Source organism: Azospirillum terrae (assembly GCF_053470425.1).
This window is the reverse complement of the sequence record NZ_JBPXMR010000001.1, coordinates 249,383-274,025: the sequence shown is the minus strand read 5'-3', so window position 1 is coordinate 274,025 and position 24,643 is coordinate 249,383. Positions and strand designations below refer to the sequence as shown.

General features: G+C 70.1%; 22 protein-coding genes. 11 read left to right on the top strand and 11 right to left on the bottom strand.

Translation table 11 applies throughout. The annotated features are described in order from the left end of the window. Nucleotides 1-247 precede the first annotated feature (247 nt). Together ACSVDD_RS01230 and ACSVDD_RS01225 are read right to left on the bottom strand one after the other, a co-directional pair. Complete coding sequence (locus ACSVDD_RS01230; RefSeq protein ID WP_448187468.1) at nt 248-1,552, bottom strand: methyl-accepting chemotaxis protein; 1,305 nt, start codon at nt 1,550-1,552, stop codon at nt 248-250. Beyond that, nucleotides 1,527-2,051 (bottom strand): PAS domain-containing protein, encoded by a 525-nt coding sequence (locus tag ACSVDD_RS01225; protein ID WP_448187467.1) that lies wholly within the window; start codon nt 2,049-2,051, stop codon nt 1,527-1,529. The genes ACSVDD_RS01230 and ACSVDD_RS01225 overlap by 26 nt, the downstream gene beginning before the upstream one ends. A 314-nt stretch (nt 2,052-2,365) precedes the next feature. Between ACSVDD_RS01225 and ACSVDD_RS01220 the strand changes: the two genes are divergently transcribed. Genes ACSVDD_RS01220 through ACSVDD_RS01190 form a run of 7 tightly spaced genes read left to right on the top strand, consistent with a single transcriptional unit; the run spans nt 2,366 to nt 10,358 of the window. After that, a complete protein-coding gene (locus ACSVDD_RS01220) occupies nt 2,366-3,496 on the top strand; it encodes an SDR family NAD(P)-dependent oxidoreductase (protein ID WP_448187466.1) in 1,131 nt (376 codons plus the stop codon). After that, nucleotides 3,493-4,569, top strand: coding sequence for an NAD-dependent epimerase/dehydratase family protein (locus tag ACSVDD_RS01215; protein ID WP_448187465.1), 1,077 nt, complete (start codon nt 3,493-3,495; stop codon nt 4,567-4,569). The genes ACSVDD_RS01220 and ACSVDD_RS01215 overlap by 4 nt, the downstream gene beginning before the upstream one ends. Before the next feature lie 11 nt (nt 4,570-4,580). Then, nucleotides 4,581-5,870 carry a TIGR04295 family B12-binding domain-containing radical SAM protein gene (locus ACSVDD_RS01210; RefSeq protein WP_448187464.1) on the top strand — a complete coding sequence of 430 codons (1,290 nt, stop codon included), beginning with the start codon at nt 4,581-4,583 and terminating at the stop codon, nt 5,868-5,870. A 1-nt stretch (nt 5,871) separates the two neighbouring features. Further along, the gene (locus tag ACSVDD_RS01205; RefSeq protein WP_448187463.1) at nt 5,872-7,011 is read left to right on the top strand and encodes a glycosyltransferase family 4 protein; all 1,140 of its coding nucleotides are present in this window, start codon (nt 5,872-5,874) and stop codon (nt 7,009-7,011) included. A gap of 13 nt (nt 7,012-7,024) precedes the next feature. Then, nucleotides 7,025-8,164, top strand: a complete 1,140-nt coding sequence (locus ACSVDD_RS01200; protein ID WP_448187462.1) for a CgeB family protein — start codon at nt 7,025-7,027, stop codon at nt 8,162-8,164. Further along, a complete protein-coding gene (locus ACSVDD_RS01195) occupies nt 8,164-9,270 on the top strand; it encodes a CgeB family protein (protein WP_448187461.1) in 1,107 nt (368 codons plus the stop codon). Before ACSVDD_RS01200 ends, ACSVDD_RS01195 begins: the two co-directional genes overlap by 1 nt. After that, nucleotides 9,270-10,358 carry a CgeB family protein gene (locus ACSVDD_RS01190; RefSeq protein ID WP_448187460.1) on the top strand — a complete coding sequence of 363 codons (1,089 nt, stop codon included), beginning with the start codon at nt 9,270-9,272 and terminating at the stop codon, nt 10,356-10,358. Before ACSVDD_RS01195 ends, ACSVDD_RS01190 begins: the two co-directional genes overlap by 1 nt. Before the next feature lie 12 nt (nt 10,359-10,370). Here the strand turns inward: ACSVDD_RS01190 and ACSVDD_RS01185 are convergent, their stop codons facing one another. From ACSVDD_RS01185 to cobD, 4 genes are all read right to left on the bottom strand, one after another. After that, nucleotides 10,371-11,162, bottom strand: coding sequence for a hypothetical protein (locus tag ACSVDD_RS01185; protein ID WP_448187459.1), 792 nt, complete (start codon nt 11,160-11,162; stop codon nt 10,371-10,373). Between the two features lie 2 nt (nt 11,163-11,164). Next, nucleotides 11,165-11,680: a GNAT family N-acetyltransferase gene (locus ACSVDD_RS01180; protein WP_448187458.1), complete on the bottom strand. Its 516-nt coding sequence runs from the start codon at nt 11,678-11,680 to the stop codon at nt 11,165-11,167. Nucleotides 11,681-11,693: 13 nt separating this feature from the next. Continuing rightward, the gene (locus tag ACSVDD_RS01175) at nt 11,694-13,304 is read right to left on the bottom strand and encodes a sensor domain-containing diguanylate cyclase (RefSeq protein WP_448187457.1); all 1,611 of its coding nucleotides are present in this window, start codon (nt 13,302-13,304) and stop codon (nt 11,694-11,696) included. A 158-nt stretch (nt 13,305-13,462) separates the two neighbouring features. Then, nucleotides 13,463-14,509 carry a threonine-phosphate decarboxylase CobD gene (gene cobD, locus ACSVDD_RS01170; protein ID WP_448187456.1) on the bottom strand — a complete coding sequence of 349 codons (1,047 nt, stop codon included), beginning with the start codon at nt 14,507-14,509 and terminating at the stop codon, nt 13,463-13,465. Between the two features lie 47 nt (nt 14,510-14,556). On the opposite strand from cobD, the gene cbiB reads away from it, so the two are divergent. Next, a complete protein-coding gene (gene cbiB / locus ACSVDD_RS01165; protein ID WP_448187455.1) occupies nt 14,557-15,525 on the top strand; it encodes an adenosylcobinamide-phosphate synthase CbiB in 969 nt (322 codons plus the stop codon). Nucleotide 15,526: 1 nt separating this feature from the next. Here cbiB and ACSVDD_RS01160 read toward each other — a convergent pair whose 3' ends face one another. From ACSVDD_RS01160 to ACSVDD_RS01140, 5 genes are all read right to left on the bottom strand, one after another. Further along, nucleotides 15,527-16,324, bottom strand: a complete 798-nt coding sequence (locus ACSVDD_RS01160; protein WP_448187454.1) for a hypothetical protein — start codon at nt 16,322-16,324, stop codon at nt 15,527-15,529. 82 nt (nt 16,325-16,406) lie between these two features. Continuing rightward, nucleotides 16,407-17,867 (bottom strand): cobyric acid synthase, encoded by a 1,461-nt coding sequence (locus tag ACSVDD_RS01155; protein WP_448187453.1) that lies wholly within the window; start codon nt 17,865-17,867, stop codon nt 16,407-16,409. A gap of 6 nt (nt 17,868-17,873) precedes the next feature. Next, nucleotides 17,874-18,392: a bifunctional adenosylcobinamide kinase/adenosylcobinamide-phosphate guanylyltransferase gene (gene cobU, locus ACSVDD_RS01150; RefSeq protein ID WP_448187452.1), complete on the bottom strand. Its 519-nt coding sequence runs from the start codon at nt 18,390-18,392 to the stop codon at nt 17,874-17,876. Nucleotides 18,393-18,435: 43 nt separating this feature from the next. Further along, nucleotides 18,436-20,829: an ATP-binding protein gene (locus ACSVDD_RS01145; RefSeq protein ID WP_448187451.1), complete on the bottom strand. Its 2,394-nt coding sequence runs from the start codon at nt 20,827-20,829 to the stop codon at nt 18,436-18,438. A 2-nt stretch (nt 20,830-20,831) separates the two neighbouring features. Next, nucleotides 20,832-21,836 carry a TRAP transporter substrate-binding protein gene (locus tag ACSVDD_RS01140; RefSeq protein WP_448187450.1) on the bottom strand — a complete coding sequence of 335 codons (1,005 nt, stop codon included), beginning with the start codon at nt 21,834-21,836 and terminating at the stop codon, nt 20,832-20,834. A 244-nt stretch (nt 21,837-22,080) separates the two neighbouring features. On the opposite strand from ACSVDD_RS01140, the gene ACSVDD_RS01135 reads away from it, so the two are divergent. The 3 genes from ACSVDD_RS01135 to ACSVDD_RS01125 all read left to right on the top strand — a co-directional run bounded on the left by ACSVDD_RS01135 (nt 22,081) and on the right by ACSVDD_RS01125 (nt 24,643). Continuing rightward, complete coding sequence (locus ACSVDD_RS01135; RefSeq protein WP_448187449.1) at nt 22,081-23,061, top strand: UDP-glucuronic acid decarboxylase family protein; 981 nt, start codon at nt 22,081-22,083, stop codon at nt 23,059-23,061. 138 nt (nt 23,062-23,199) lie between these two features. Beyond that, a complete protein-coding gene (locus tag ACSVDD_RS01130) occupies nt 23,200-23,832 on the top strand; it encodes a dienelactone hydrolase family protein (RefSeq protein WP_448187448.1) in 633 nt (210 codons plus the stop codon). 13 nt (nt 23,833-23,845) lie between these two features. After that, nucleotides 23,846-24,643, top strand: coding sequence for an alpha/beta hydrolase (locus ACSVDD_RS01125; RefSeq protein WP_448187447.1), 798 nt, complete (start codon nt 23,846-23,848; stop codon nt 24,641-24,643).

Sequence of the window (24,643 nt, the reverse complement as noted above, 5' to 3'; positions counted from 1 at the left end):
TATGAAACGCTATGAAACGCTATGAAACGCTATGAAACGCAGATCAGCGTGGTGTCTCATTCCGATCATGCACCGTCAGCAATGACGCGGTGAGTACAGCGCGGCCCGACATCGTCGGATGCAACGCAGTGCAACACCATGCAACGCGTTTCCTGTGAGCGTTGCATTCGCCCGGTGGCGTGCGGGCACGCCTCCGCCAACGGAGACTTTAATCCTATGCCGCGCGGGCGGCAGGAGCAAGAGCGCCTTACCGCTGGACGCAGACGCGGTCAACGAAGGCGTCGATGTCCCGGTTGAGGTCCACCGCGCGGCGCGCCAGATCGCCGGCCGAGGTCAGCACTTCTCCGGCGGCGGCGCTCGCCTCCTGGGTGCCGGCGACCACGTGGGTGACGGCGCCCGCCACGGTGCGAACCCCTTCCGAGGCGTCGCGGATCGAGCGGCTGATCTCGCCGATGGCGGCGCTTTGCTCCTCGGCGGCGCCGGCGATGCCGACGGCAATCTCATCGATGTCGTGAATCATCTGGCCGACGAGCTGAATCGCTTCCGCCGTCGCCTTGGTCACCGCCTGCACCGCGCCGATCTGTCTGGTGATCTCCTCGGTGGCGCCCGCGGTCTGGTTGGCGAGGTTCTTCACTTCGGTGGCGACCACCGCGAAACCCTTGCCGGCCTCGCCCGCCCGCGCCGCCTCGATGGTGGCGTTCAAGGCCAGCAGGTTGGTCTGGCTGGCGATCGAGTTGATGAGCTGGACCACCGCGCCGATCTGCTCCGACGCCTCCAGAAGAGAGCGGATGGTGCCGTCTGCCTCGACCACCTTGCCCACCGAGTCCTTCGCCAGTTCCGCCGTGCGGGCGACGCCGCGCGCCACCTCGGCAATGGCGCCGGAGACCTGCGCGCTGGCCGCGGCCACGCCCTCGACGTTGCCCGATACCACGTCGGCCGCCTGGGCGGCGTCGGAGGATTGCTGGTAGGTCTGCGACGCCACGTGGCTCATGCTGCCGGACGTTGCCTCCAACTGCGAGGCGCTGGCGGACAGGACCTGCGCCACCTCGCGGATGCTGGCGCCGAGGCGCGTGGCGCTCGTCACGAATTCGGAGCTCTTGCGGTCCATGGCGGCAAGGCCGTCGTTCACATGCCCGGCGTAGATGGCGAAGTCGCCGACCATGCCGGTCATGACGATGCGGCGGAAGTAGCGGCCCTCGGCCGCGTACTGCATGGCCGCGTTGGCTTCCTTGCCGAAGGACTCCACGCGGTCGAGCAGGCGGTTGATGTTGCGCAGCATGACCGACACGGCGTCGTCGCCGGGCACGTGCAGGACGCGCGGTTGCAGGTCGCCCTTTTCCGCCGCCGCCATCACCGCGCTGGCCTGATCGAGGTGGGCGCGCGAGGTGGCGACCCAGCGCAGCGCCAAGCCGCACGGGACCAGCCCGGCCACGGCCAACGCCGCCACCGTCCAGTCGCCGGACACCGCACCGACCACGCCCTGCACCGCCGCGGCGGCCGCCGCGCAGCCGATGGCGCCCAGGCTCTTAGAGAGTGAAGACAAACTCGTCATAGGTCGTGCCCTTGTCCCGGAGGATGGCTCCCAACAATGCCCCGGCGGCGGCCATGCCGTCCTTGGGGCTGGCGTGTTTCGCTTCTTCGGCGCGCATCGCCTTGTACAGGCCGGCCGCCTTCTCCACCGCCGGGCGCGCCGGCACGCGGCGGCTGGAGTGATAGCCGACGATGCGCCCGCCGTTGCCGTAGACCGGCGTGACGTGCGCGAAAACCCAGTAATGATCGCCGTTGCGCGCCAGATTGACGACGTAGGCGAAAACCTCCTGCCCGTTCGCCAGTGTGTCCCACAGCAGCTTGAAGACGCTGCGCGGCATGTCCGGGTGGCGGATGAGGTTGTGCGGCTTGCCCAACAGATCCTCCTCGCCATAGCCGCTGACGCGGATGAAGACGTCGTTGGCGTAGGTGATGATGCCCTTGAGATCCGTCTTGGAGACGATGATCTCGTCGGGCTGGAAGCTCCGTTCGTGCCCCGTCGGATGAACGCCTGGACGCGCCATGTCTGCCCCTTGCCCGTTCGTCGGCCCGGCGCATGCCTTCGCATGCCCGGCCCGCGCAGCCTGTATCATGGTAGTACCAACAAAATTTGATTGCGGTCAATTTGAGTTTAATTTCAGTTATGTAACAACAAACGTTCGGATGCCCCGCCGTTCTGGCATCGCAAGTGCGCCGACCACCACCGCGCGCAAGTTAAAGGCGGGCCGCAGGGGGCACTGGCCTTACGACGTAAGGTTCAAAAATCTTCGGTTTTTACAGGAACTTGCGCTGTTACCTCCACGTTCACGCCGCTGAACGAGACGTTCTGGAGGGTCCCATGACGCAGCGAGTTCTGATCACCGGCGGTGCCGGCTTCATCGGTTCCCACCTCGCCGATGAGTTGCTGGCGCTGGGGCATCGTGTTCGTGTGCTGGACTCGCTGGAAGAACAAGTGCACGGCGAAACGGGGCGGCGTCCCGACTACCTGCACCCCGACGTCGAACTGCGGGTGGGCGACGTTCGCGACGCGCACGCGGTGGCATCCGCCCTGAAAGGCGTGGACGCCGTGGCCCACCTCGCCGCGCGCGTAGGGGTCGGGCAGAGCATGTATCAGGTGGGCGAATACACCGACGTGAACGACGCCGGAACGGCGGTGCTGATGCAGGCGCTGATCGAACGGCCGGTCGGCCGCGTCGTCGTGGCGTCGAGCATGAGCGTGTACGGCGAAGGGCTGTATGTGGACGCGGAAGGCCGCCCGGTCGAGGTCGCCGCCCGGCCGGTCGAACAGATGCGCGCCGGCCGATGGGAGCACGAGGTGGCGGGGCGCAACGGCGTTCGCCCTGCACCGACCCACGAGGGCGTGCGGCCGACGCTGGCCTCGGTCTACGCGCTGAACAAGTACGTGCAGGAACGGCTCTGCCTGCTGATCGGCGAGACCTACGCGATCCCCACCGTGGCGTTGCGGTTCTGGAACTGCTACGGCACCCGGCAGGCGTTATCCAACCCGTATACCGGCGTGCTGGCGAATTTCGCCGCCCGGCTGCTCAACGGCAAGGCGCCGTCGATCTTCGAGGACGGCCACCAGCGCCGGGACTTCGTGCATGTGGACGACGTTGTGCAGGCGATCCGTCTCGCCATGACGGCGGACAACGCGGCCGTCAGGGCGGCCGGCGGCGTCTTCAACATCGGCAGCGGCGTGTCGCGCACCGTGCACGACGCCGCGGCGGCGCTGGCGGTGGCGGTCGGGCGCGAGGACATCGAGCCGGAGGTCACCGGCCAATGCCGCGTCGGCGACATACGCCATTGCTGGCCGGACATCTCCAGGGCGCGCGCGGTGCTCGGTTACGAGCCGCGGGTGACGCTGGAGGACGGGTTGGCCGAATTGGCCGAGTGGCTGAGCCGCCAGATCGCCGTGGATCGCATCGACGAGATGCGCCGCGAGCTGGCCGGCCGGGGGCTGTCGGTATGAACGCCCGGCTGGCGGGTGCCCCTCCCGACAGCGTTCTGATCACCGGCGGCGCCGGCTTCATCGGCTGCAATCTGGCGCACCGGCTGGCGTGCGAGGGGCGGCGGGTCATCATTCTCGACAATCTGTCGCGCGCCGGGGTGGAGCGGAACCTCGCGTGGCTGCGGGCGACGCACGGCGAGCGCATCGACGCGCACATCGCCGACATCCGCGACGGGCAGGCGGTGCGTGGCGCGGTGGCGCGCGCCGAGGCGGTCTACCATTTGGCGGCCCAGGTGGCGGTGACCACCAGCCTCGCCGATCCGGTGCACGACTTCACCGTCAACGCCGCCGGCACGCTGAACCTGCTGGAGGCGGTGCGCGCCCGGCGCACCCCGCCGCCGCTGGTCTACACCTCGACCAACAAGGTGTACGGCAAGCTGCCGGGGGTGAGCTTCTACACCAACGGCGAGTGCTATGTGCCGCGCGACGCGCTGATGGCCGGGCTCGGCGTCGGCGAGGGGCAGCCGCTGGATTTCGTCAGCCCGTACGGCTGCTCCAAGGGGGCGGCCGACCAGTACGTTCTGGATTACGCCAAGACCTACGGCCTGCCCTGCGCCGTCTTCCGCATGAGCTGCATCTACGGCCCGCACCAGTTCGGCACCGAGGACCAGGGCTGGGTGGCGCACTTCGTCAGGCGCGCGCTGGCGGGGGAGACGATCACGCTCTACGGCGACGGCCGGCAGGTCCGCGACGTGCTGTTCGTGGACGATCTGGTCGAGGCGCTGCGGCTGGCCGTGGAACGCATCGGCTCGGTGAAGGGCGAGGCGTTCAACATCGGCGGCGGGCCGGACAACGCGGTCAGCCTGCACGACGTGCTGGAGCGTTTGCCCCGCCTCACCGGTTGTACGGTGGAGCGGCGGTACGATGCCTGGCGGCCGGGCGACCAGCCCTGGTACGTCTCGGACACCCGCAAATTCGCCGAGCGCACCGGCTGGCGGCCGCGGGTCGGCGCCGACGAAGGGCTGGCGCGGCTGTGCCGCTGGCTGTCGGACGCAGCGCCCGCCGTGCCCAGCCGCCGCCGCGTGGCGTCGTGAGGAGTGGACGCATGAGGTTCGCGCTCGTCAACCCGCCCTGGAGCTTCGACGGCAGCATCTACTTCGGGTGCCGCGACCCGCACCTGCCGCTGGAGTTCGGTTGCGCCAAGCTTCTGCTGGAACGGGCCGGGCATGAGGCGGACATTGTCGATGCGCAGCTTTTCGGCCTGAGCCTGGAGGAAACGCGGGAGCGTGTCGCGGCGCTCAGGCCCGACGTGACGGTGGTGACCACGGCGCCGAGCTATCTGTTCTGGCGCTGCGCGCCGCCGGAGCTGCGGGTGCCGATGCGCATGGTCGCGGCTTTGCGGGACGTGGGCGGGCGCATGGTCGCGGTCGGGCCGCACGGCTCCACCACGCCCAAGGCGACGCTGCGCAAGCTGGGCGTCGAGGCGGTCGTCATGGGCGAGTGCGAGGAGGTGCTGGTCCGGCTGGCCGAATCCGCGGATTGGACGGCGGTGCAGCATGTCTGTGCTTGGGACGGCGACGCGGTCCGGGTGAACGGCGGGCCGGCGGCGGCGGCGTTCACCGATCTGCCGGCGCTGCACTGGCCGGACGCGTGGATCACGGCTCACCGGCATCACCATCACCGCTTCGACGCTGCGCCGGGCGGTCCCGGCGCCGAGATGGAGGCGTCGCGCGGGTGTCCGTACAACTGCACCTTCTGCGCTAAGGAAAACTTCCGCGACGTCTACCGCAAGCGGTCGCTGCCGGCGCTGATCGAGGAGTTGGACGGCCTCGTCGCGCAGGGCGTGGAGTACGTCTACTTCATCGACGAGATATTCCTGCCCAACGAACCGCTGTTGCAGGTGCTGGCCGAGCGGCCGGTCACGTTCGGCATCCAGACGCGGCTCGATCTGTGGAAACCGGCGATGATCGAACGGCTGGGCCAGGCCGGCTGCGTGTCCATCGAGGCCGGCGTCGAGAGCCTGTCGGTGGAGGGCCGTGCCGCGCTCGACAAGAAATGCCGCATGGGCACCGACGAACTGAGCCGGCGCCTGATCCTCGCCAAGCGGGTGGTGCCCTTCGTGCAGGCCAACCTGATCCTGTCCGAGCACGACACGCCCGAGCGGATCGCCGAGTGGCGCGAGCACATGCGGGCGCACGGCGTGTGGGCCAACGATCCGGTGCCGCTGTTCCCCTACCCCGGTTCGCCCGAGTACCGGCTGCGCTGGGGCCTGCCCGACGACGAGGCGTGGGAACGGGCGGTGGACCACTACCTCACCCACCACAGCGCCTTCTGCGACTTCCAGGACCAGACGCCGCGCCCGATCCGCGAATTGGAAGCGGTCGGAGGCGCCTGAGGTGGGGGCCGGCAAGCCACACCGCATCCTGATGACGGCCGACACCGTGGGCGGCGTCTGGGATTACGCGCTGGAGCTGTCGCGGGCCTTGGCGCGCTTCGATATCAATGTGTCGCTGGCGGTGATGGGCGGCGGGCTGGACGAGCGCAGGCGGGCTGCGGCTGCCCGCATCCCCGGCATGACCCTGGACGAAGCGCCGTTCCGCCTGGAATGGATGCCGGACGCCGACGAAGACATGCGGCGTGCCGGCGATTGGCTGCTGACGCTGGAACGCCGCGTCCGGCCGGACATCGTGCACGTCAACGGCTATGCCCAGGCGGCGCTGCCCTTCAGGGCGCCGGTGCTGTGCGTCGGCCATTCCTGCGTGCTGTCCTGGTGGCGGGGCGTGCATGGCGAACGGGCGCCGAAGGACTGGGACCGCTACGCCGGGCGCGTGGCGGACGGGCTGCGGCTGGCCGATCTGGTGATCGCGCCGACGCGGGCCATGCTCGACTGCCTGGACGAGCTCTATGGACCGCTGGGGCGTGCGCGGGTCATCGCCAACGGCCGCGATCCCGCCCTTTTCCGACCGTTGCCGAAACAGCCTTTCGTGCTGAGCGCCGGGCGGGTGTGGGACAAGGCCAAGAACATCGCGGCGCTGGACGCCGTGGCGCCGCGCCTGGAGTGGCCGGTGCTGGTGGCCGGCGACACGCGCGGGCCGGACGGCTCCGACACGCCCCCGCGGCATGTCCGCCACCTTGGGCGTCTGGCGTCGGAGGAACTGGCGCGGGTGTTCGGCCGCGCGGCGATCTTCGCCCTGCCCGCCCGATATGAGCCGTTCGGGCTGGCGGTGCTGGAAGCGGCGCTGGCCGGCTGCGCGCTGGTGCTGGGCGACATCCCGACGTTGCGCGAACTGTGGGACGGCTGCGCCCTGTTCGTCGGTCCCGACGACCGCAGCGGTTTGACCGACGCCCTCAACCGGCTGGCCGCCGATCCCGTCCACCGCAAGGAGTTGGGCGCCCTCGCCCGGAGGAGGGCGCGCGCGTACGGCGCGGTGCGCATGGCGCGCGGGTACCGGGACGCCTACGCCAAGCTGTTGAGCGACCGCTGGGCGTACCGCTCTTCCCCGGCTTCGCAAGCGCCGGCAGCTGTTCCAGGCTAGGCGGCCCAGAGCCATGCACAACACGCGGGAGCCGATGCGCTTCGTCCTGTTCACCCACTCGCTTATCTCCGACTGGAACCACGGCAACGCCCACTTCCTGCGCGGCGTGGTGCGCGAGCTGACCGCTCGCGGCCACGCCGTGCGGGTGCTGGAGCCGGCCAGCGGCTGGAGCCGCGCCAACATGCTGGCCGACGCCGGGGCGCAGGCGGAAGCCGACGTCCACGCCGCCTTCCCCGGCATGACGTCGGAGAGCTACGACCTCGCCACCCTCGACCTCGACGCAGCGCTGGACGGCGCCGAAATGGTGCTGGTGCACGAGTGGACCGACCCGGCATTGGTCGCGCGGATCGGCCGCCACCGGGCGCAGGGCGGGCGCTACCGCCTGCTGTTCCACGACACCCACCACCGCATCGTCTCCAAGCCCGAGGAAATGGCGGCGCTGGACCTGAGCGCCTACGACGGCGTGCTGGCGTTCGGCGAGGTGTTGCGTCAGCGCTATCTGGATCTCGGCTGGACCGGCCGCGCCTGGACATGGCACGAGGCCGCCGATACGGCGCTGTTCAAGCCGCTGCCCGGCGCGCCGGAGGAGGGCGACCTCGTCTGGATCGGCAATTGGGGCGACGGCGAGCGGACCGCCGAACTGCACGAATTCCTGCTGGAGCCGGTGCGTACCCTCAAACTGCGCGCCCTCGTCCACGGCGTGCGCTATCCCGACGATGCGTTGACTGCTCTGAAGGAGGCCGGCATTCGCTACGGCGGCTGGCTGCCCAACCACAAGGTGCCGGAGCTGTTCGCCCGCCACCGCGTGACGGTGCACGTGCCGCGCCGGCCCTATGTGCAGGCGTTGCCGGGCATTCCGACCATCCGCGTGTTCGAGGCGCTGGCCTGCGGCATCCCGCTCATCTCGGCGCCCTGGCTGGATGCCGAGGGGCTGTTCCGGCCCGGCACCGACTTCCTCGTCGCCCGCAACGGCAAGGCGGTGACGGAGCTGATCCGCCTCGTCCTCAACTGCCGCGATCTGGCGGCGGACCTCGCCCGCAACGGGCTGGAGACCATCCGCCGCCGCCACACCTGCGCCCACCGCGTGGACGAACTGCTGGCCGTCTGCGCCGAACTGGGCGCCTCCGCTTCCGTGAAGGAGGGCATCGTCTGATGGCCGGTCTCAAGATCGCCTTCTTCGGGTCGAGCCTTGTGTCGGCCTACTGGAACGGTGCCGCGACCTACTACCGCGGCATCATCCGGGCGCTGGCGGCGCGCGGCCACCGCGTGACGTTCTTCGAGCCGGACGCCTACGACCGCCAGAAGCACCGAGACATCCCCGACCCGGATTGGGCCGGGGTGGTCGTCTACCCGGCGACCGCGGACGGCGTCGCCCGTGTCCTGGACACCGCGCGCGGCGCCGACATCGTCGTCAAGGCCAGCGGCGTCGGCGTCTTCGACGATCTGCTGGCGGCCGGGGTGCTGGACATCCGCCGCCGGGACGGCCTCGCCGTCTATTGGGACGTGGACGCCCCGGCGACGCTGGCGCAGCTGAACGCCAACCCGGCCGAGCCGTTGCGGGCGCTGATCCCCAAATTCGACTTCGTGCTGACCTATGGCGGTGGGCCGCCGGTGACCACGGCGTTCCGGGCGCTGGGGGCGCAGGCCTGCGTGCCGGTCTACAACGCGCTCGATCCCGACACCCACCACCCCGTGCCGTTCCAGCCCAGGTTCTCCGCCGACCTGACCTTCCTCGGCAACCGCCTGCCCGACCGCGAGGCGCGGGTGGAGCGGTTCTTCCTCGACGCCGCGCGGCGCCTGCCGGAGAAGCGCTTCCTGCTGGGCGGCAACGGCTGGCATGACAAGCCGATGCCGAGCAACGTCACGGCGCTGGGCCACGTCTACACCGCGGATCACAACGCGCTGAACTGCTCGGCCATGGCGGTGCTGAACATCAGCCGCGAGAGCATGGCGGCCATGGGCTATTCTCCCGCCACCCGCGTGTTCGAGGCGGCCGGCGCCGGGGCGTGTCTGATCTCCGACGAATGGGTCGGCATCCAGGCGTTCCTGGAGCCCGGCCGCGAGGTTCTCGTTGCCCGCGACGGCGCCGAGGTGGCCGGGCACGTCGCCGCGCTGACGCCGGAGCGCGCCCACGCCATCGGCCAGGCCGCCATGAAGCGCGTGCTGGCCCACCACACCTACGAGCAGCGCGCCGTGCTGGTCGAGGCGCTGCTGTCCGGCATGGACGTCACGCACCTGCGCCTCGTGGAGGGGGTGTGATGCTGGACGTCGTCGTTCTCGGCCTGTCGATCACCTCGTCCTGGGGCAACGGGCACGCCACCACCTACCGCGCGCTGCTGAAGGGCATGGCGGCGCGCGGCCACCGCGTGCTGTTCCTGGAGCGTGACAAGCCCTGGTACGCGGACAACCGCGACCTGCCCAAGCCGGATTTCTGCAAGGTGGCGCTCTACGGCAGCCTGGACGAACTGGCGGAGAGGCACGCCGCGGCGGTGCGGCGCGCCGATCTGGTCATCGTCGGCTCCTACGTGCCGGACGGCGTCGCGGTGAGCGCCTGGGCGCAGTCGACCGCGGAGGGTGTCACCGCTTTCTACGACATCGACACGCCGGTCACCGTGGCGCGGCTGGAGCGTGGCGACACCGAGTACCTGAGCGCCGCCATCGTTCCCGGCTTCGACCTCTACCTGTCCTTCACCGGCGGTCCGATCCTCGACCGGCTGGAACAGGAGTTCGGCGCGCAGCGGGCGCGGGTGCTGTACTGCTCGGTGGACCCCGACGCCTATTTCCCCGAACTGGGGCCGGTGCGCTGGGATCTGGGGTACCTCGGCACCTACAGCGCCGACCGCCAGCCGACGCTGAACCGCCTGCTGATCGAGCCGGCCCGCCGGTTGCCGCGCGGCAGCTTCATCGCCGCCGGGCCGCAGTATCCGGTGGAGATCGACTGGCCGGCCAACGTGCAGCGGGTGGAGCATCTGCCGCCGGCCGGGCATCGCCGCTTCTACAACGCCCAGCGCTTCACGCTGAACGTGACGCGTGCCGACATGGTGGCGGCGGGCTGGTCGCCCAGCGTGCGCCTGTTCGAGGCGGCGGCCTGCGGCACGCCGATCATTTCCGACTCCTGGGACGGGTTGGAAACCCTGTTCCGGCCCGGCGAGGAGATCCTGATCGCTCGCGACAGCGAACAGGTCACCCGCTGGCTGCGCGACACCCCCGCCCCGCGCGCCCGCGCCATCGGCCGAGCCTCCCGCCGCCGCGTGCTGGCCAGCCACACCGGCGTGCGCCGTGCCATGGAACTGGAAGCGTACGTGGAAGAGGTGCGGGCGATGCCGCTGTCGGCACGGGCGCTGTAGCGCACAGCGCAATCAGCTTCCAAGCCCCTCCGCCCGCAACTCCGCCACAAGCAGCCGCACCGTCTCGTCGAAGCGTGGCTTCGCCACCGCCTCGGGCGCAATCCCGGCGAACACGTCCTCGCCATTCAGCCACAGCGCCTCGGCGTCGGGCGTCTGCAACACCCGGTTCAGCCCCGCGTTCAGTTCGTACGCCACCGCCGGCAGCCCGGCCAGCGTCAGCGCGGCGCGCAGGCTCGCCTGATAGGCGCTGCGCACGTGCATGCCGGCCGCGGGCGCCGGCAGCCCCTCCCCGCTGTTCGTCCCGAAGCTGCGCGCGCAGACCTCCGCGTCGAAGGACGCCAGACTGCGGCGGGCGGTGGGGCGCACCGGGTAGATACCGCAGGCTCCGTCCTCCAGCAGCGGGCAGAGCCGCGGGGCGGCGAAGCGTTCGGCGATGCTGCGGCCACGCGTGGCGGCGTCCGCTTCGGCGACGCGGGTGGCGACCGCGGTGCGGCGCGAGCCCTTCAGGCTGCGGGCGATGAGGAACAGCTCCGGCGCGGTGGCGGCCACGTAGCTGATGCAGCAGTGCGAACAGCCCTTCCGGCAGGCCACCGGCTCGCGCGGGGTGCGGCGCAGCGCCGTGTCGAAGCCGCCATGGATCTCCGCCGCCGCATCGGCCACGTCGCCGCCACGCAGCAGGCGAAGCAGACGGCGGGCCTCGGCCAGCAACGGTTCCGCATCGTCACCGGGAGGGATGCCGTGGCGCAGCAGCTTGTCGTCTTCACGTTCCTGCCGGCGCCGGTCCTGGCGCGTCGGGGCTGCCATATTCATGATTTCGGCCGGCGCCGGCGGTACAGCACGTGCGGCAGCCCGGCGTGGATGAAGTCCCGCTCGTAACCGAAGCCGGTCTTCTCCATGACCCGGCGCGACGCGGTGTTGCCGTGCAGCGTGAAGGCGACGAGGTTCGGCATCAGCAGCCGGTCGAAGGCAAGCCCGACGATGCCCTCCGCCGCTTCGGTGGTCAGGCCGCGCGCCCAGTATTCGGGCATGCAGGCGTACAGAAGCTCGGTTTCCTCATAGCCCTCGATCACCTTGCGGCGCAGCCCGGCGCGGCCGACGAAGGCGCCGTCGTCCTTGGAGCGCAGCGTCCACACGCCGTAGCCGTGGCGGTCCCAATGGTGCAGCACGCGTTCCAGGAAGGCGTGCGTCTCGTCGCGGCTCCACACCGTGCCACCGAGCGTCGCCATCACCGCCGGGTCGGTGTGCATGCGCAGCAGATCGTCGAAATCATCCGGGCCGGTGCGGGCGGCGTGCAGGCGCTTGGTCTCGAAACTGTCGACCACGGTCGTACCTCACCTACATGCCGGATTCGTAGACCACCACGCGGTTGCGGCCCTCGCGCTTGGCCCGGTACAGCGCCAGATCGGCGCGGTGGATCGCCTTTTCCAGCGTGTCGCCGGCCGGCTCGATCCCGGCGATGCCCATGCTGGCGGTCATATGGAAACGCCCGTCGGGGCTGTTGATCGGCATGCGGGCGATGTAGCGGCGCAGGCGCTCCGCCACCACGCGGGACTCGTCCGGCGTGGCGCCGGGCAGCACCACCACGAACTCCTCGCCGCCCAGGCGGCCGAGGATGTCGTACTCGCGCAGGATCGACGAGCACGCCCCCGCCACCATGCGCAGCGCGTCGTCACCGGTGGCGTGGCCGTAGGTGTCGTTGATCTTCTTGAAGTGATCCACGTCCAGCACCACCACCGACATCGGCTCGTTGAAGCGGTGTGAGCGGGCAAGCTGCTGGCGCGCCATCTCCATGAACGAGCGCCGGTTGTAGATGCCGGTCAACGGGTCCTTGGAGGCCATGTCGCGCAGGGCCTCCTCCATGTTGCGCCGCTCGGTGTAGTCGTAGATCCAGGCGAGGTTGACCTCGACCCCCTGGAGAACCGCCTGGTTCACGGTGAACAGCGTCCAGAAGGTGGTGCCGTCGGCCCGTTTGAACTGCACCTCCATGTTCACGACGGAGCCGGAGGTGCGCAGCCGTTCGATGACGCGTTCGCGCTGGTTGTCGTCCACGTAGTAGTCGCGCGCGTGCGAGCCGATGACCTGCTCGCGCGGGAAGCCCGTCAGTTCGGCGAAGCGGGTGTTGGCGAAGAAGATCACGCCGTTGTCGCGCCGCGACACCGAAACGCCGATGGGGCTCTGCTCCAGGATGGTCTGGAGCCGCGCCTCGTTGGGCTGGTCCTCCGCCGCGAGGTCGTGGATGACGCCGACGATGCCGCTGACCTCACCGGTGTTGTCCCGGTAGACCGCCTTCGACACGCGCGCCCGGCGCGGCAGGCCGTCGGCGTGCGGCACCGACTCCTCGTAGCTGCGCTGGCCCCAGTTGACCAGCAGGTCGCGGTCCATGGCGGCGTGCACGCGGGCCAGCGGCGCATCCAGCACGTCGAACGAGGTCTTCTCGATCACCTGGCGGCGCGGCAGGCCGGTGTAGCGCTCGAACGCGTCGTTGCAATCGACGAAGCGCCCCTCCTCGTCCTTGAGGAACACCGGGACCGGCAGCGTTTCGAACAGCACGTCCTTCATGATGAGCTGGTCGCGCAACGCCACCTCGGCGCGGCGGTGGTGCGAGACGTCGGTGACGGTGCGCAGCTCGTACGGCTCGCCGTTGTCGCCCTGGTAGCTGCTGATGGCTTCCACCACCCAGACGAACTCGCCGTCGCGGCAGCGGTAGCGGCGCTCGCGCCCACCCTTGCCCTCCAGCGGCAGGCCGGGCATGGGCAGCACGGTGTCGCCACCGCGCAGGAGGCTCACGTTCTCCCCCTCCAGCTCGCCGTAGGGGTACCCGAGCAGCTCGTGCAGGTGCGCGTTGGCGTAGACGATCCGGCCGGCGGGCGTGGCAACGCACACACCCGTGGGCAGGGCGTCGAACATGCGCCAGGGCGAGGGCCGATCCGCACCGTCCTTCGTCATCGCAGCAGCCGTGGAAGCATCCGCGTGGAACATCGCCGTGAGCTTGTCATACCGTTCTGTGGAGCCGCAATCGTGTCGTTAGTCCGCAGGCTAACCGATCGCCCGGAGCGCTCCGGGTGCGCCATTGTGTCGCGTGTGGAGAATAGACAACAATAACTTTAAAGCGAATTTGATTTATAAACCACGTTGCCGACGACCTGAACGAGCCTTTGTTGCGCGGCATCGTCAGGCGGCAGGCCGAACCGAAGCCACTCCGGGTGGTCCTCGAAGCGCCGCACCAGCACGCCGGACCGGCCCAACGCGTTAACGATTTGCGTTGCATGTGTGTGACGGGCAAGCCGATAGAGCGACGTTCCACCCTCCACCGAAAGGCCCAGGCGGCTCAGCCAAAGGTCGAGATCGGCCGATGCGTCGGCGAGCCGGCGGCGCATCGCGGCGATCCACGACTCATCCAGGAAGGCGCGCGTCGCGACCGCCAGCGCCGGTCCCGGCACCGCCCACGGCCCGAACGCGTCGCGGATCGCCGCCGCCAGGGCCGGCGCCGCCAGCGCCACCCCCAGCCGCACGCCGGCCAGCCCGAAGAACTTCCCGAAGGAGCGCAGGACGATCAGCCCAGGCTGGTCCGCGGCGTCGGCGATGCTGGCCTGCGGGGTCACGTCGGCGAACGCCTCGTCCACCACCAGCCAGCCGCCGCGCGCGGCGAAGCGCCGGCCCAGGGCCAGAAGCCCGTCGCGGCCGACGATGCGGCCATCGGGGTTGTTGGGGTTGACGATTACGGCGACGTCGCCGTCCAGATCCTCGATGCGGGCGACGGTGCGCACGGCGTGGCCGGCGGCGGCCCAGGCGCGGGCGTGCTCGGCGTAGGTCGGCCCCAGCACGCTCACCGTGCCCTGCCCGCGCAGCCGCGGCAGCAGTTGGATCAGCGCCTGCGACCCTGGTCCGGCGGCGGCGTGGCCGGTGGAGGGGGCGCCGTAGTACGCGGCGGCAGCGGCGCGCAACGCCTTCTCCTCGGCGTGGCCCGGCAGGCGGGTCCAGGCGGTGTCGGGGATGGTTGGCAACGGGTAGGGCCACGGGTTGATGCCGGTGGACAGGTCCACCCACGGCGCTGGCGCATCGGGGAACGCCGCGCGCGCGGCGTCGAGGTCGCCGCCATGCAGGACCGGGTGCTGGACTTGGGTCTTGGTGCCGCTCGCCGTTTCCGCCATGATCGCGCCTCTTCCCGCCCTTGCCTGCCCTTTGGATACCGCCGACCGTGGACCTACACCCGACCGTGCTCGCCGCCGCCCTGGTCATCGAGGCCGCCGCCGGATACCCGGACGCACTCTATCCGCAAATCCGCCACCCGGTGGTGTGGATCGGCGCCCTCATAGACCGCCTGGACCGGATGCTCAACCACGACGACGCGACCGACTGGCAACGCCGGCTCGCCGGCGTGCTGGCGTTGGGCGTGCTGCTGACTTTGGTCGGCACGGCGGCGGCGCTGGTGGCGGGCCTTTGCCGGGCGCTGCCGCTGGGCTGGCTGTGGGAGGCGGCGCTGGCGTCCACGCTGCTGGCGCAACGCAGCCTGTACGATCACGTGGCGGCTGTGGCAGGGTCGTTGCGCAGCGGCGGGTTGGCGGCCGGGCGCGAGGCGGTCGGGCGCATCGTCGGCCGCAACCCGGCGACGCTGGACGAGCCCGCCGTCGCCCGTGCCGCCATCGAGAGCCTTGCCGAGAACTTCTCGGACGGCGTGGTGGCCCCGGCGGTGTGGCTGCTGGTCGGCGGCCTGCCGGGTCTGGCGCTGTACAAGGCGGCCAACACCGCCGACAGCATGATCGGCCACCGCACCCCTCGGCACGAGGCGTTCGGCTGGGCGGCGGCGCGCTTCGACGATCTGGTGAACTTGCCCGGCTCGCGGCTGGCGGCGGTGCTGCTCACGGCCTCGGCGGGGTTTACCGATGGAGCCTCGCCGCAACAGGCCTGGGCGTCGGTGCGGGCGGACGCCGGACGCCACCGCTCGCCCAACGCCGGCTGGCCGGAAGCGGCCATGGCCGGTGCGCTGGATTTGCGGCTTGGCGGCCCGCGCACCTATGGGGGCACGCGGATCATGGATGCGTGGCTCGGTCAGGGCCGCACCGCGGCCACCGCCGACGACATCGACCGCGCGCTGGCGCTGTACCGCGGCGCCTGCATGGTGCTGGTCGGCGTGGCGGTGGTGCTGGCGGCCGTCCTGCGCGGATGAGTTAGAGCGCCCGGACCGCGGCGTTCACCTTCTCGATGACCTTGGCGAGGAAATCCAGGATGACCTTCAGGCTGTAGCCGCAGAGAAAGCTCAGCAGTTCGGGCGAGGGCTTGAACTCCCGCAGCGTGCCGTCCGTGTCGAAGAACAGAATGACGATCACCGGCGGCACGACCACCGCCGCGATGACGCCGACAATCATGTCGAGCACGACGCCAGACTTGCCCGTCAGCGTCTCGGAATAGCGCGAGGCACGTCCGATCCAATAGAGCATGAACCCGGACAGCCCGATGGTGATGAACTTCAGCGGCTTGTTGTCGCCGAACCACCATTTGATGGTGTCAATGATTTGGGTGTGCCAGACGACGGTGGACGCAAGAAGGAGAAGCGCCAACAAAGCGCACATCAATTTCGTGATGCGCGCACCGGAGAAGACCTTGTAACGGCTTTCCAGGCCGACCGCCGCTATCCTGAGTTCCTGCACGGCGACGTAATCGGTGGTGGCGTGCAGTTTGACCTGCATCCGCACGGCTTCCGTATACAGCGCCAGCGACCGGCGCTCGTCAACGATGGGCATGTCGAACGTGGTGTCGCGCGTCTGGAGATCGTTCGTCACACCGGTCAGGATGCGCTCCACCTCGGCCTTCACGTCGTCCAGGGGCGACGATTCGACAGGCCGGGACGCCTCTTCGGGCGCGCTATCGATATTCGCAGGGGCCACATTCGCAGGGACCGCGTCCGCGGGGGCAACGTCCACAGGGGCAACGTCCGTATTCACGTCGCGGCGATCATCCTCAGCCATGCACACTCCCGACGCTCAGCAGCTCAGACACACAACCTGGGCAGCGTAGATCATTGGGAGTGGAACCCTCAAGGGCGAACGCTCAAAAGCTCGTGTTCAGGATAAGGTCCATGTCGAGTGTCCGTTCCAGCCGATCGGCAATGGCATCGAGAGCACTTTCAACCTGTTGCCCGTAGCGCATCCCCTGCCCGCCGGTTCCGCCCAGGCCCTTGAGGAGCGCGCCGCGGAAGGCGTCCGATCCGAACAGGCCGTGCAGGTAGCAGCCGGCCACCCGGCCGTCCTCCGACACCGCGCCGTCCACGGCTCCGCCGTCCAGGCGCAGAATGGGGCGGGCGCAGTCGCCCCCGTCCGTGCGGCCCATGTGCATCTCGTAGCCGGTCACCGGCGCGCCGGTCGCGGTCTCGATTCCCGCGGCCTCGGTCAGCACCTTGGGGCCGGAGAGCACCGTGTCCACGTCCAGCAGGCTTAGGCCGGGGGCCTCGCCGGGCGGACCCTCGATGCCGTGCGGGTCGGCGATGCGGCGACCTAGCATCTGGTAGCCGCCGCAGATGCCCAGCACCCGTCCGCCGCGGCGGCGATGCGCCGCCAGATCGATGTCCCAGCCCTGAGCGCGCAGGAACGCCAAGTCGGCGATGGTCGCCTTGCTGCCGGGCAGGATCACCAGATCGGCGTCGCCGGGCAACGGCTGGCCGGCGCGAACCATGGTCAGCGACACCTCCGGCTCCAGCGCCAGGGGGTCGAAATCGTCGAAGTTGGAGATGCGCGCAAGCACCGGCACGGCGATGCGGAGCGGACCGCCGTTGGTGCTCCGCGCGGTGTCCAGCGCGACCGCGTCCTCGGCCGGCAGGCTGCGCGCCTCGTGCAGCCAGGGCACCACGCCGAAGCCGCGCCATCCCGTGCGCTCCTCGATGACGCGCAGGCCACCGTCGAACAGCCGCACGTCGCCGCGGAACTTGTTGATCAGGAAGCCCTTGACCCGCGCCCGCTCGTCCGGCTCCAGCAGGGCATGGGTACCGACGAGGCTGGCGATGACGCCGCCGCGGTCGATGTCGCCGACCAGCAGCACCGGCACGTCGGCGGCGCAGGCGAAGCCCATGTTGGCGATGTCGCCGGCCCGCAGATTCACCTCGGCCGGGCTGCCGGCGCCCTCGACGATGATGATGTCGGCCTCCGCCTTCATCCGCGCGAAGCTGTCCAGCACGGCGCCCAGCAACTCGCGTTTCTTCGCCTGATAGTCGGCGGCGCGCGCCGAACCGACGACGCGGCCCTGCACGATCACTTGGGCGCCGACGTCGGTCTGCGGCTTGAGCAGCACCGGGTTCATGTGGACGCTGGGCGCCACGCCGCAAGCGCGCGCCTGGAGCGCCTGGGCGCGGCCGATCTCGCCTCCATCAGCCGTCACCGCGGCGTTGTTGGACATGTTCTGCGGCTTGAACGGCCGCACCGTCAGGCCGCGGCGCACCAGCGCCCGGCACAGCCCCGCCACCAGCAGCGACTTGCCGACGTCCGACCCCGTGCCTTGCAGCATCAGCGCGCGCGCCATGGCGGGTTATCCCTTCACGTTCATCGGCAAGCCGGCCACCACGAACACCACGCGCCCGGCCCGCGCCGCCACCCGCTGGTGCAGGCGCCCGGCGTGGTCGCGGAAGGCGCGGGCCAGCGCGTTGTCCGGCACGATGCCCAAGCCCACCTCGTTGGAGACCAGCACCACGGTCCCCGCCGCCGCGTCCAGCGCCGCCAGCAGGTCGGCGGTCGCCGCCTCCACGTCGCGCCCGGCGCCCAGCAGGTTGGACAGCCACAGCGTCAGGCAATCGACCAGCACCGCCGCACCGGGAATGGCGTGGCGGCGCAGAGCGCCGGGCAGGTCCAGGGGTTCTTCCACGGTGGTCCAGCCGGCAGAGCCGCGGTCCTCGCGGTGGCGGGCGATGCGGGCGCGCATCTCGTCGTCCCACGCCTCGGCGGTGGCGAGGTAGGTCCAGGGCTGCGGGTGCGCGGTCACCAGCCCCTCGGCGTGGCGGCTCTTGCCCGAACGGGCGCCGCCCAGCACCAGCGTCACTTCGGCTGCCATCGCGTCCCCCACTGAAAAACCCAGGGGCCGATGGGTAGCACCCTCACATCCGTCGCGGGAAGCGGATCGTGAAGCTGGTGCCCTCGCCCGGCACGCTCGCCACCTCGATGCTGCCGCCCAGCTTCTGGCGGACGAGGTTGTAGACGATGTTGAGCCCCAACCCGGTGCCGCCGCCGGCCCGGTTGGTGGTGAAGAACGGGTCGAAGATCTTCGGCAGCACCTCGGCCGGAATCCCCTTGCCGTCGTCGGCGAAGGTCAGCACCACGCCGTCGTCGCCGGACGGCCCGGCGTGCAGGCGGATGTGGCCGAAGTGGCCGGGGTCGAAGGCGTGCACCAGCGCGTTCACCACCAGATTGGTCAGCACCTGCGCCAGCGGTCCCGGATAGCCGTCCACATCCAGCCCCTCCGGGCAGTCGACGGAGATCTCCACCCCGGTCTGCTTGAGCCGCGGCCCCAGACTGACCAGCACCTCGTGGATGTACTGGCCGAGGTCGAAGCGGCGGCGGTCGTCGCGGGTCTGGTCCACCGCCACCTGCTTGAAGCTCTGGATCAGTTCGGCGGCGCGGTTGGCGTTGGAAAGGATGCGCTCGCTCGCCTCGCTCGCCAGTTCGGCGTAGCGCTCGAAGGCGGAACGGCGCATGGTGCCGGTCTCGAACAGGCGCAGCAGCGCCGCCGTCTCGTCGGCCAGCAGCGAGGCGGCGGTCACCGTGACGCCGACCGGCGTGTTGATCTCGTGCGCCACACCGGCCACCAGCGCCCCCAGCGAGGCCATCTTCTCCGCGTGGATCAGGCTCTGCTGCGCCTGCCGCAGGTCGGCCAGCGCCTGCTCGGCGCGTTCCTTCTCGCCGCGCAACTCCTCTTCGGCGAGGCGGCGGTAGGTCACGTCGTAGTGCCAGACGATGTAGGCGGGCCGCCCGTCGTAATCCATTGGCCGGATGTCGAGCAGGCACCACCAGACCGAACCGTCGAAGCGCCGCCGTCTCACCTCCAGGCCGTCGACGTGCCCCTCCCCCTCGAAGGCGGTGATCATGTTCCGCATGTCGGCCGGATCGACGAACGAGTCGACGACTGGAATCCCCAGCGCCATGCCCTGCCCGGACATGCCGAACAGCGCGTCGTATTTCGGATTGCTGTAGAGCCGCGTGTGGGACAGCGCGCAGACGATGGAAATGCCGACCGGGCTGCTCTCCAGCATGGTGCGCCAGCGCCGCTCCTGCGCGTCGCGTTCGTCCTCCATGCGCCGCTTGGCCGCCGCCTCCTCGCGGAACACCGCCAGCGCCTTGGCCATGGCGCCGATCTCGTCCGGCACGGTGGTGCCGTAGACCGGGCGGGCGTAGTCGCCGCCGGCGATCGCCGTCATTGCGTGCATCAGGCCGCGCAGGGGCCGGCGGATGCTCTCGCCGATGGCCCAGGAGATGGCGGCGCTGAACGCCAGGAACAGTGCGCCGACCAGCGCGATCCCCCAGCCGACGCGCAGCAGCGCGGCGTCGAAGCGGGCCTGTGCCTCGGCCTCGCGCAGGCGGCTGCGGCCGACCAGACGGTCGATGATCTGCGCCATGGCGCGCTGGCCGCCGTCGATCTCCGTGCCCACCAGATGGGCGCGCTGCTCCAGCCCGAGGCGCACGCCGGCCAAGCCCTGGCGCAGGGTTTCCACCCGCGTGGCCATGGCGTCCAGCGCGTTGCGCTGGATGTCCTCGGACGCCAGATCGCGCATCACCGGGACGGCGCGGGCGATGGCCTCGAACGCGCGCTCCGCCCGCGCCGACGCGGCGGCGTCGCCCGAGAGGTAGAAGGCGTTGGCCGCCAGCAGACCATCGGCGAAGGCCTCGCGCGCCCTCCCCAGCGGCGGCTGGATCAACGGGTTGCCATGGCGCGCCTGACTGTCGAGGATGGAGAACAGGCCGGACAGTTCGCCGCCGGCCTTGAGCACCGCCGCCTCATAACCGGCGCGCATGCGGGCGGTCTGCTCGCGCAGCAGGTCGAAGCTGCCGAGGAAGCGCCGCGACGCCGCGGTGAGATGGGCAAGGTCGTCCGCCATCTCGGATTCCGGCAGGATGGTGCGGTCCAGCTTGCTCAGCAGCGTCTCGCGCCGCCGGCCGATTTCAGCCAGCAGATCGTCGGTGGGCGCGTGCAGGGTGCGGTGGACAAGGCTTTGCAGGCGGCTGACGTCGCTGTCGATGGCGACGAACAGGCGGTCGTACTCCTGAACGCGGCGCACCTCGTCCCACTCGCCGACGATGACCCGGCCGCCGCCCCAGATCAGCAGGCCGAGCGCCACCGTCGCCACGCCGTTCAGCGCCACGATCAGGAACACGCGCCAGCTGACCGGCACGGTGCGGATGAAGACAGCCAGACGGTTCAGGCGGCGACGGCGCGGCGGGGAGCCGTCGGTGGCCTCCGCCTCGGTCACATCCGTCTCGGTCGCATCCGCAGGCACGGCTATTCCGTGGCCTGGATGCGGCGCACCAAGTCCTTCAGCGCCGGATCGGTGACGAAACGGTCATAGACCGGCAGCATGCGGCGGCGGAACGCCTCCTTGTCCACGTCGGCGATGACCTGAACGCCGGACGCGCGCGCCGCCTGCTCCGAACGGTGCTCGGCCTGCGCCCACAGCGTGTGCATGACGGAGGCGCTCTCGCGCGCAACGGCGCGGAACAGCGCCTGGTCCTCGACCGGCAGGGCGTCCCACGCCTTCTTCGACATCACCAGAACCTCCGGCGCCATGGAGTGCTCGGTCAGCGCGTAGATGCGGGCGGCGTGGTGGTGCTCGTTCTGCTCGTAGGAGGGCCAGTTGTTTTCCGCACCGTCGATGATGCCGGTGACCAGCGCGGTGTTCACCTCGCCGAAAGGCAGCGGCACGGCGGTGGCGCCCAGCGCCTCCAGCATGGCGACGTTGAGGTCCGACTGCTGGACGCGGATGCGCAGCCCCTTCACGTCGTCGGGCATGCGGATCGGCCGGCGGGTGTTGTAGATCGACCGCGCGCCCGAATCGTAAAACGCCAGACCGACCAGCCCGTGGCGCTCGAAAGCCGCCAGGATTTCCGCCCCGACCGGGCCGTCCAGCACCGCGTGCAGGTGCGCCTGCGAGCGGAACAGGAAGGGCAGCGACGCCACCTTGCATTCCGGGATGAGGTCGGCGAGCGGCGCCAGATTGACACGGTTCAGGTCGATGGCGCCGACTCGCGTCTGTTCGATGGTCTCCTTTTCCTCGCCGAGCTGGCGGGAATGGAAGACGCGAACGGCGTGCCGCCCGCCCGAGCGCTCGGCGACCAGCCGGCCCATGTGCAGCGCCGCCTGCACGGTCGGGTAGGTGTCCGGGTGGGTGTCGGCCAAGCGGAACTCTCGCGCGCCGGCACCGGCGGCGGCCAGGACGGCCGCGCCCAACGCCAGCACCGGCAACGCCATGCGCATCATGGCCCGCCGCGCCGTTTCCCGCCAGTGCATCCGCATCCCCGGCGCTCCCCCGCTCAAGCCCGTTCCATCCATAAAACTAGCGGATCTGGCGGGCCTTTGCACTTTCGGAGTGGGCTGCCCCGGTTGCGGGCGGTACCCCGGCCAGCCCAACGGGACTAGGCCCTCTGTGCCGGTGAACCTCGGCGCGGCTGGAATGTTGGCGGGAGGTTGGGCTCGATCACGGGCCGACCATAAATCAAGCAGCCTCAACGGCTGCGCATGGCGGGGGTTCATCGTGAAAAAATCAACATCCACACGCGTTCTGGTGACCGGCGGCGCCGGATTCCTTGGATCGCACCTGTGCGATCGCCTGCTGGCGGAGGGCCACGACGTTCTCTGCGTCGACAATTACTTTACGGGAACGCGCGCCAACATCCGCCATCTGTTGGGGCATCCGCGCTTCGAACCGCTGCGACACGATGTGACGTTCCCGCTCTATGTCGAGGTGGACCGCATCTACAACCTCGCCTGTCCGGCCTCGCCCGTGCATTACCAGCACGACCCGGTGCAGACCACGAAGACATCGGTGCTGGGCGCCATCAACATGCTGGGCCTCGCCAAGCGCCTGCGCGTGCCGATCCTGCAAGCCTCGACCTCGGAGGTGTACGGCGACCCCTCGGTGCACCCGCAGCCGGAGGAATACTGGGGCAACGTCAACACCATCGGCCCGCGGGCGTGCTACGACGAGGGCAAGCGCTGCGCCGAGACGCTGTTCTTCGACTACCAGCGCCAGCACGGGCTGCCGATCAAGGTGGTGCGCATCTTCAACACCTACGGCCCGCGCATGCATCCCGACGACGGCCGCGTGGTGTCCAACTTCATCGTCCAGGCGCTGAAGGGCGAGCCGATCACCGTCTACGGCGACGGCAGCCAGACCCGCTCGTTCTGCTACGTCGACGACCTGATCGAGGGTTTCCTGCGCTTCATGGAGACGCCGGACGAGGTCACCGGGCCGCTGAACCTCGGCAACCCCGGCGAGTTCACCATCCTCGAACTGGCGGAGATGGTGATCCGGCTGACCGGCTCGACCTCGCGCATCGTGCGCCGCCCGCTGCCCGCCGACGATCCCAAGCAGCGCCGCCCGGAGATCGGCAAGGCGCGGTCGCTGCTGAACTGGGAGCCTCGCGTCGCCTTGGAGGCTGGCCTGAAGCGCACCATCGCCTATTTCGATGCCACGCTCGGACGCGGGGAGGCGTTGCACAGCGCGGCGGAGTAGCTCACCTGCTCCTCAATCAAAGGGCTGTGGCGGTTGCGCGGTGCGCAACCGGGGGCTAGGCTGTGGGCACAAGGGCCTGCCGCCCGCTGTTGAAGCGAGCATCGCCGCACACCGCCACCTTGCCGATTGAGGAACACGATGGAGCAGGACATCCGCATCGCTCCGGTCGGGCTGAACGGAACCCTGACGCTGCCGGAGGGGTTCCGCGCGGTGGTGCTGTTCGTACACGGCAGCCACAGCGGGCGCGCCAGCCCGCGCAGCCGCCACGTCGCCGAGGCCCTGCGCAAGGCCGGCTTCGGCACTCTGCTGTTCGACCTGCTGACGGCGGACGAGGCGCTGGACCGCGCCAACGTCTTCGACACGCACCTGCTGACCGAACGCGTGCTGCTGGCGACGCAGTTCCTGTGCGACCACCCTGATGTGGAGGGCCGGCCCATCGGCTATTTCGGCGCCGGCAGCGGTGCCGCGGCGGCGCTGGTCGCGGCGGCCCGCGCGGCCGAGCACCACCACGTGCGCGCCGTCGTCTCGCGCGGCGGACGGCCCGATCTGGCGGAAGTCTGGCTGGAAGGTGTTGCAGCGCCCACGCTGCTGATCGTCGGCGGCGAGGACCATCCGGTGATCGGGCTGAACGTGCAGGCGCTCAAGGCGCTGCACTGCGTCAAGGCCCTGGAAATCGTGCCGGGCGCCGGCCACCTGTTCGAGGAGCCGGGCGCGCTGGACACGGTCGCCGAGTCCGCGGTCGCTTGGTTCTCCACCCACCTCACCCCGTAACGCCTCCGGGACCATGCCGAGACTGGAAATCCTGAGCCGCCGGCCGACCGGCCCGGCGAAGCCCACCCCGCTGCTGTTCGTGCACGGCGCCTTCTGCGGCGCCTGGATCTGGAACGCCAGGATGCTGGACTGGTTCGCCGGGCGCGGCTGGGCGGCGCACGCCGTCAGCCTGCGCGGGCACGGCGCCAGCGCCGGGCGCGACGGCATCCGCTACCACACGCTGGGCGAGTATGTGGACGATGTGGTCGAGGCGTTCGACGGGCTGGACGCGCCACCCGTGCTGATCGGCCACTCCATGGGCGGCATGGTGGTGCAGCGCGCGCTGCTGCGCCGCCGGGCGCCGGCCGCGGTGCTGATGGCCTCGGCGCCGCCGCACGGGCTGTGGGAGAGCTCGATCGGGCTGGCGTTCCGCGACCCGTACGTGTTCGGGCAGATGGCGCTGCTCACCACCTTCGGCGAGCGCCACGTGGACCCCGAGGGCATCCGCCGCGCCATGTTCTCCGACCGCATGCCGCGCGCCGAGGCGCGCCGCTACGAGCCGTACCTTCAGGAGGAATCCAGCGCCGCGCTGCTGGAGATGTACGGCTGGAACCCGTTCCCGCCGGTGCCGGACGGCGACATACCGGTGCTGGTGCTGGGTGCGGGCAAGGACATGCTCGTCCCGCCCGATCAGGTGCACGCCACCGCCCGCACGTTGCGCACCGACGCGGTCATCGTCCCGGACATGGGGCACACGATGATGCTGGAACCGGGATGGGACGGCGTGGCCGAGCGGATGGAAGCGTGGTTGGAGGAGCGGGTGGGCGCGTAG

Excerpts from the sequence above, each read along its gene's own strand:
- ACSVDD_RS01230 (WP_448187468.1), bottom strand. The coding sequence starts at position 1,552 with ATGACGAGTTTGTCTTCACTCTCTAAGAGCCTGGGCGCCATCGGCTGC.
- ACSVDD_RS01220 (WP_448187466.1), top strand. The coding sequence starts at position 2,366 with ATGACGCAGCGAGTTCTGATCACCGGCGGTGCCGGCTTCATCGGTTCC.
- ACSVDD_RS01185 (WP_448187459.1), bottom strand. The coding sequence starts at position 11,162 with ATGGCAGCCCCGACGCGCCAGGACCGGCGCCGGCAGGAACGTGAAGAC.
- ACSVDD_RS01155 (WP_448187453.1), bottom strand. The coding sequence starts at position 17,867 with ATGGCGCGCGCGCTGATGCTGCAAGGCACGGGGTCGGACGTCGGCAAG.
- ACSVDD_RS01140 (WP_448187450.1), bottom strand. The coding sequence starts at position 21,836 with ATGCACTGGCGGGAAACGGCGCGGCGGGCCATGATGCGCATGGCGTTG.
- ACSVDD_RS01225 (WP_448187467.1), bottom strand. The coding sequence starts at position 2,051 with ATGGCGCGTCCAGGCGTTCATCCGACGGGGCACGAACGGAGCTTCCAG.
- ACSVDD_RS01160 (WP_448187454.1), bottom strand. The coding sequence starts at position 16,324 with ATGGCTGAGGATGATCGCCGCGACGTGAATACGGACGTTGCCCCTGTG.
- ACSVDD_RS01200 (WP_448187462.1), top strand. The coding sequence starts at position 7,025 with ATGCACAACACGCGGGAGCCGATGCGCTTCGTCCTGTTCACCCACTCG.
- ACSVDD_RS01190 (WP_448187460.1), top strand. The coding sequence starts at position 9,270 with ATGCTGGACGTCGTCGTTCTCGGCCTGTCGATCACCTCGTCCTGGGGC.
- ACSVDD_RS01195 (WP_448187461.1), top strand. The coding sequence starts at position 8,164 with ATGGCCGGTCTCAAGATCGCCTTCTTCGGGTCGAGCCTTGTGTCGGCC.
- cobD (WP_448187456.1), bottom strand. The coding sequence starts at position 14,509 with ATGGCGGAAACGGCGAGCGGCACCAAGACCCAAGTCCAGCACCCGGTC.
- ACSVDD_RS01125 (WP_448187447.1), top strand. The coding sequence starts at position 23,846 with ATGCCGAGACTGGAAATCCTGAGCCGCCGGCCGACCGGCCCGGCGAAG.
- ACSVDD_RS01130 (WP_448187448.1), top strand. The coding sequence starts at position 23,200 with ATGGAGCAGGACATCCGCATCGCTCCGGTCGGGCTGAACGGAACCCTG.
- ACSVDD_RS01175 (WP_448187457.1), bottom strand. The coding sequence starts at position 13,304 with ATGACGAAGGACGGTGCGGATCGGCCCTCGCCCTGGCGCATGTTCGAC.
- cobU (WP_448187452.1), bottom strand. The coding sequence starts at position 18,392 with ATGGCAGCCGAAGTGACGCTGGTGCTGGGCGGCGCCCGTTCGGGCAAG.
- ACSVDD_RS01215 (WP_448187465.1), top strand. The coding sequence starts at position 3,493 with ATGAACGCCCGGCTGGCGGGTGCCCCTCCCGACAGCGTTCTGATCACC.
- ACSVDD_RS01210 (WP_448187464.1), top strand. The coding sequence starts at position 4,581 with ATGAGGTTCGCGCTCGTCAACCCGCCCTGGAGCTTCGACGGCAGCATC.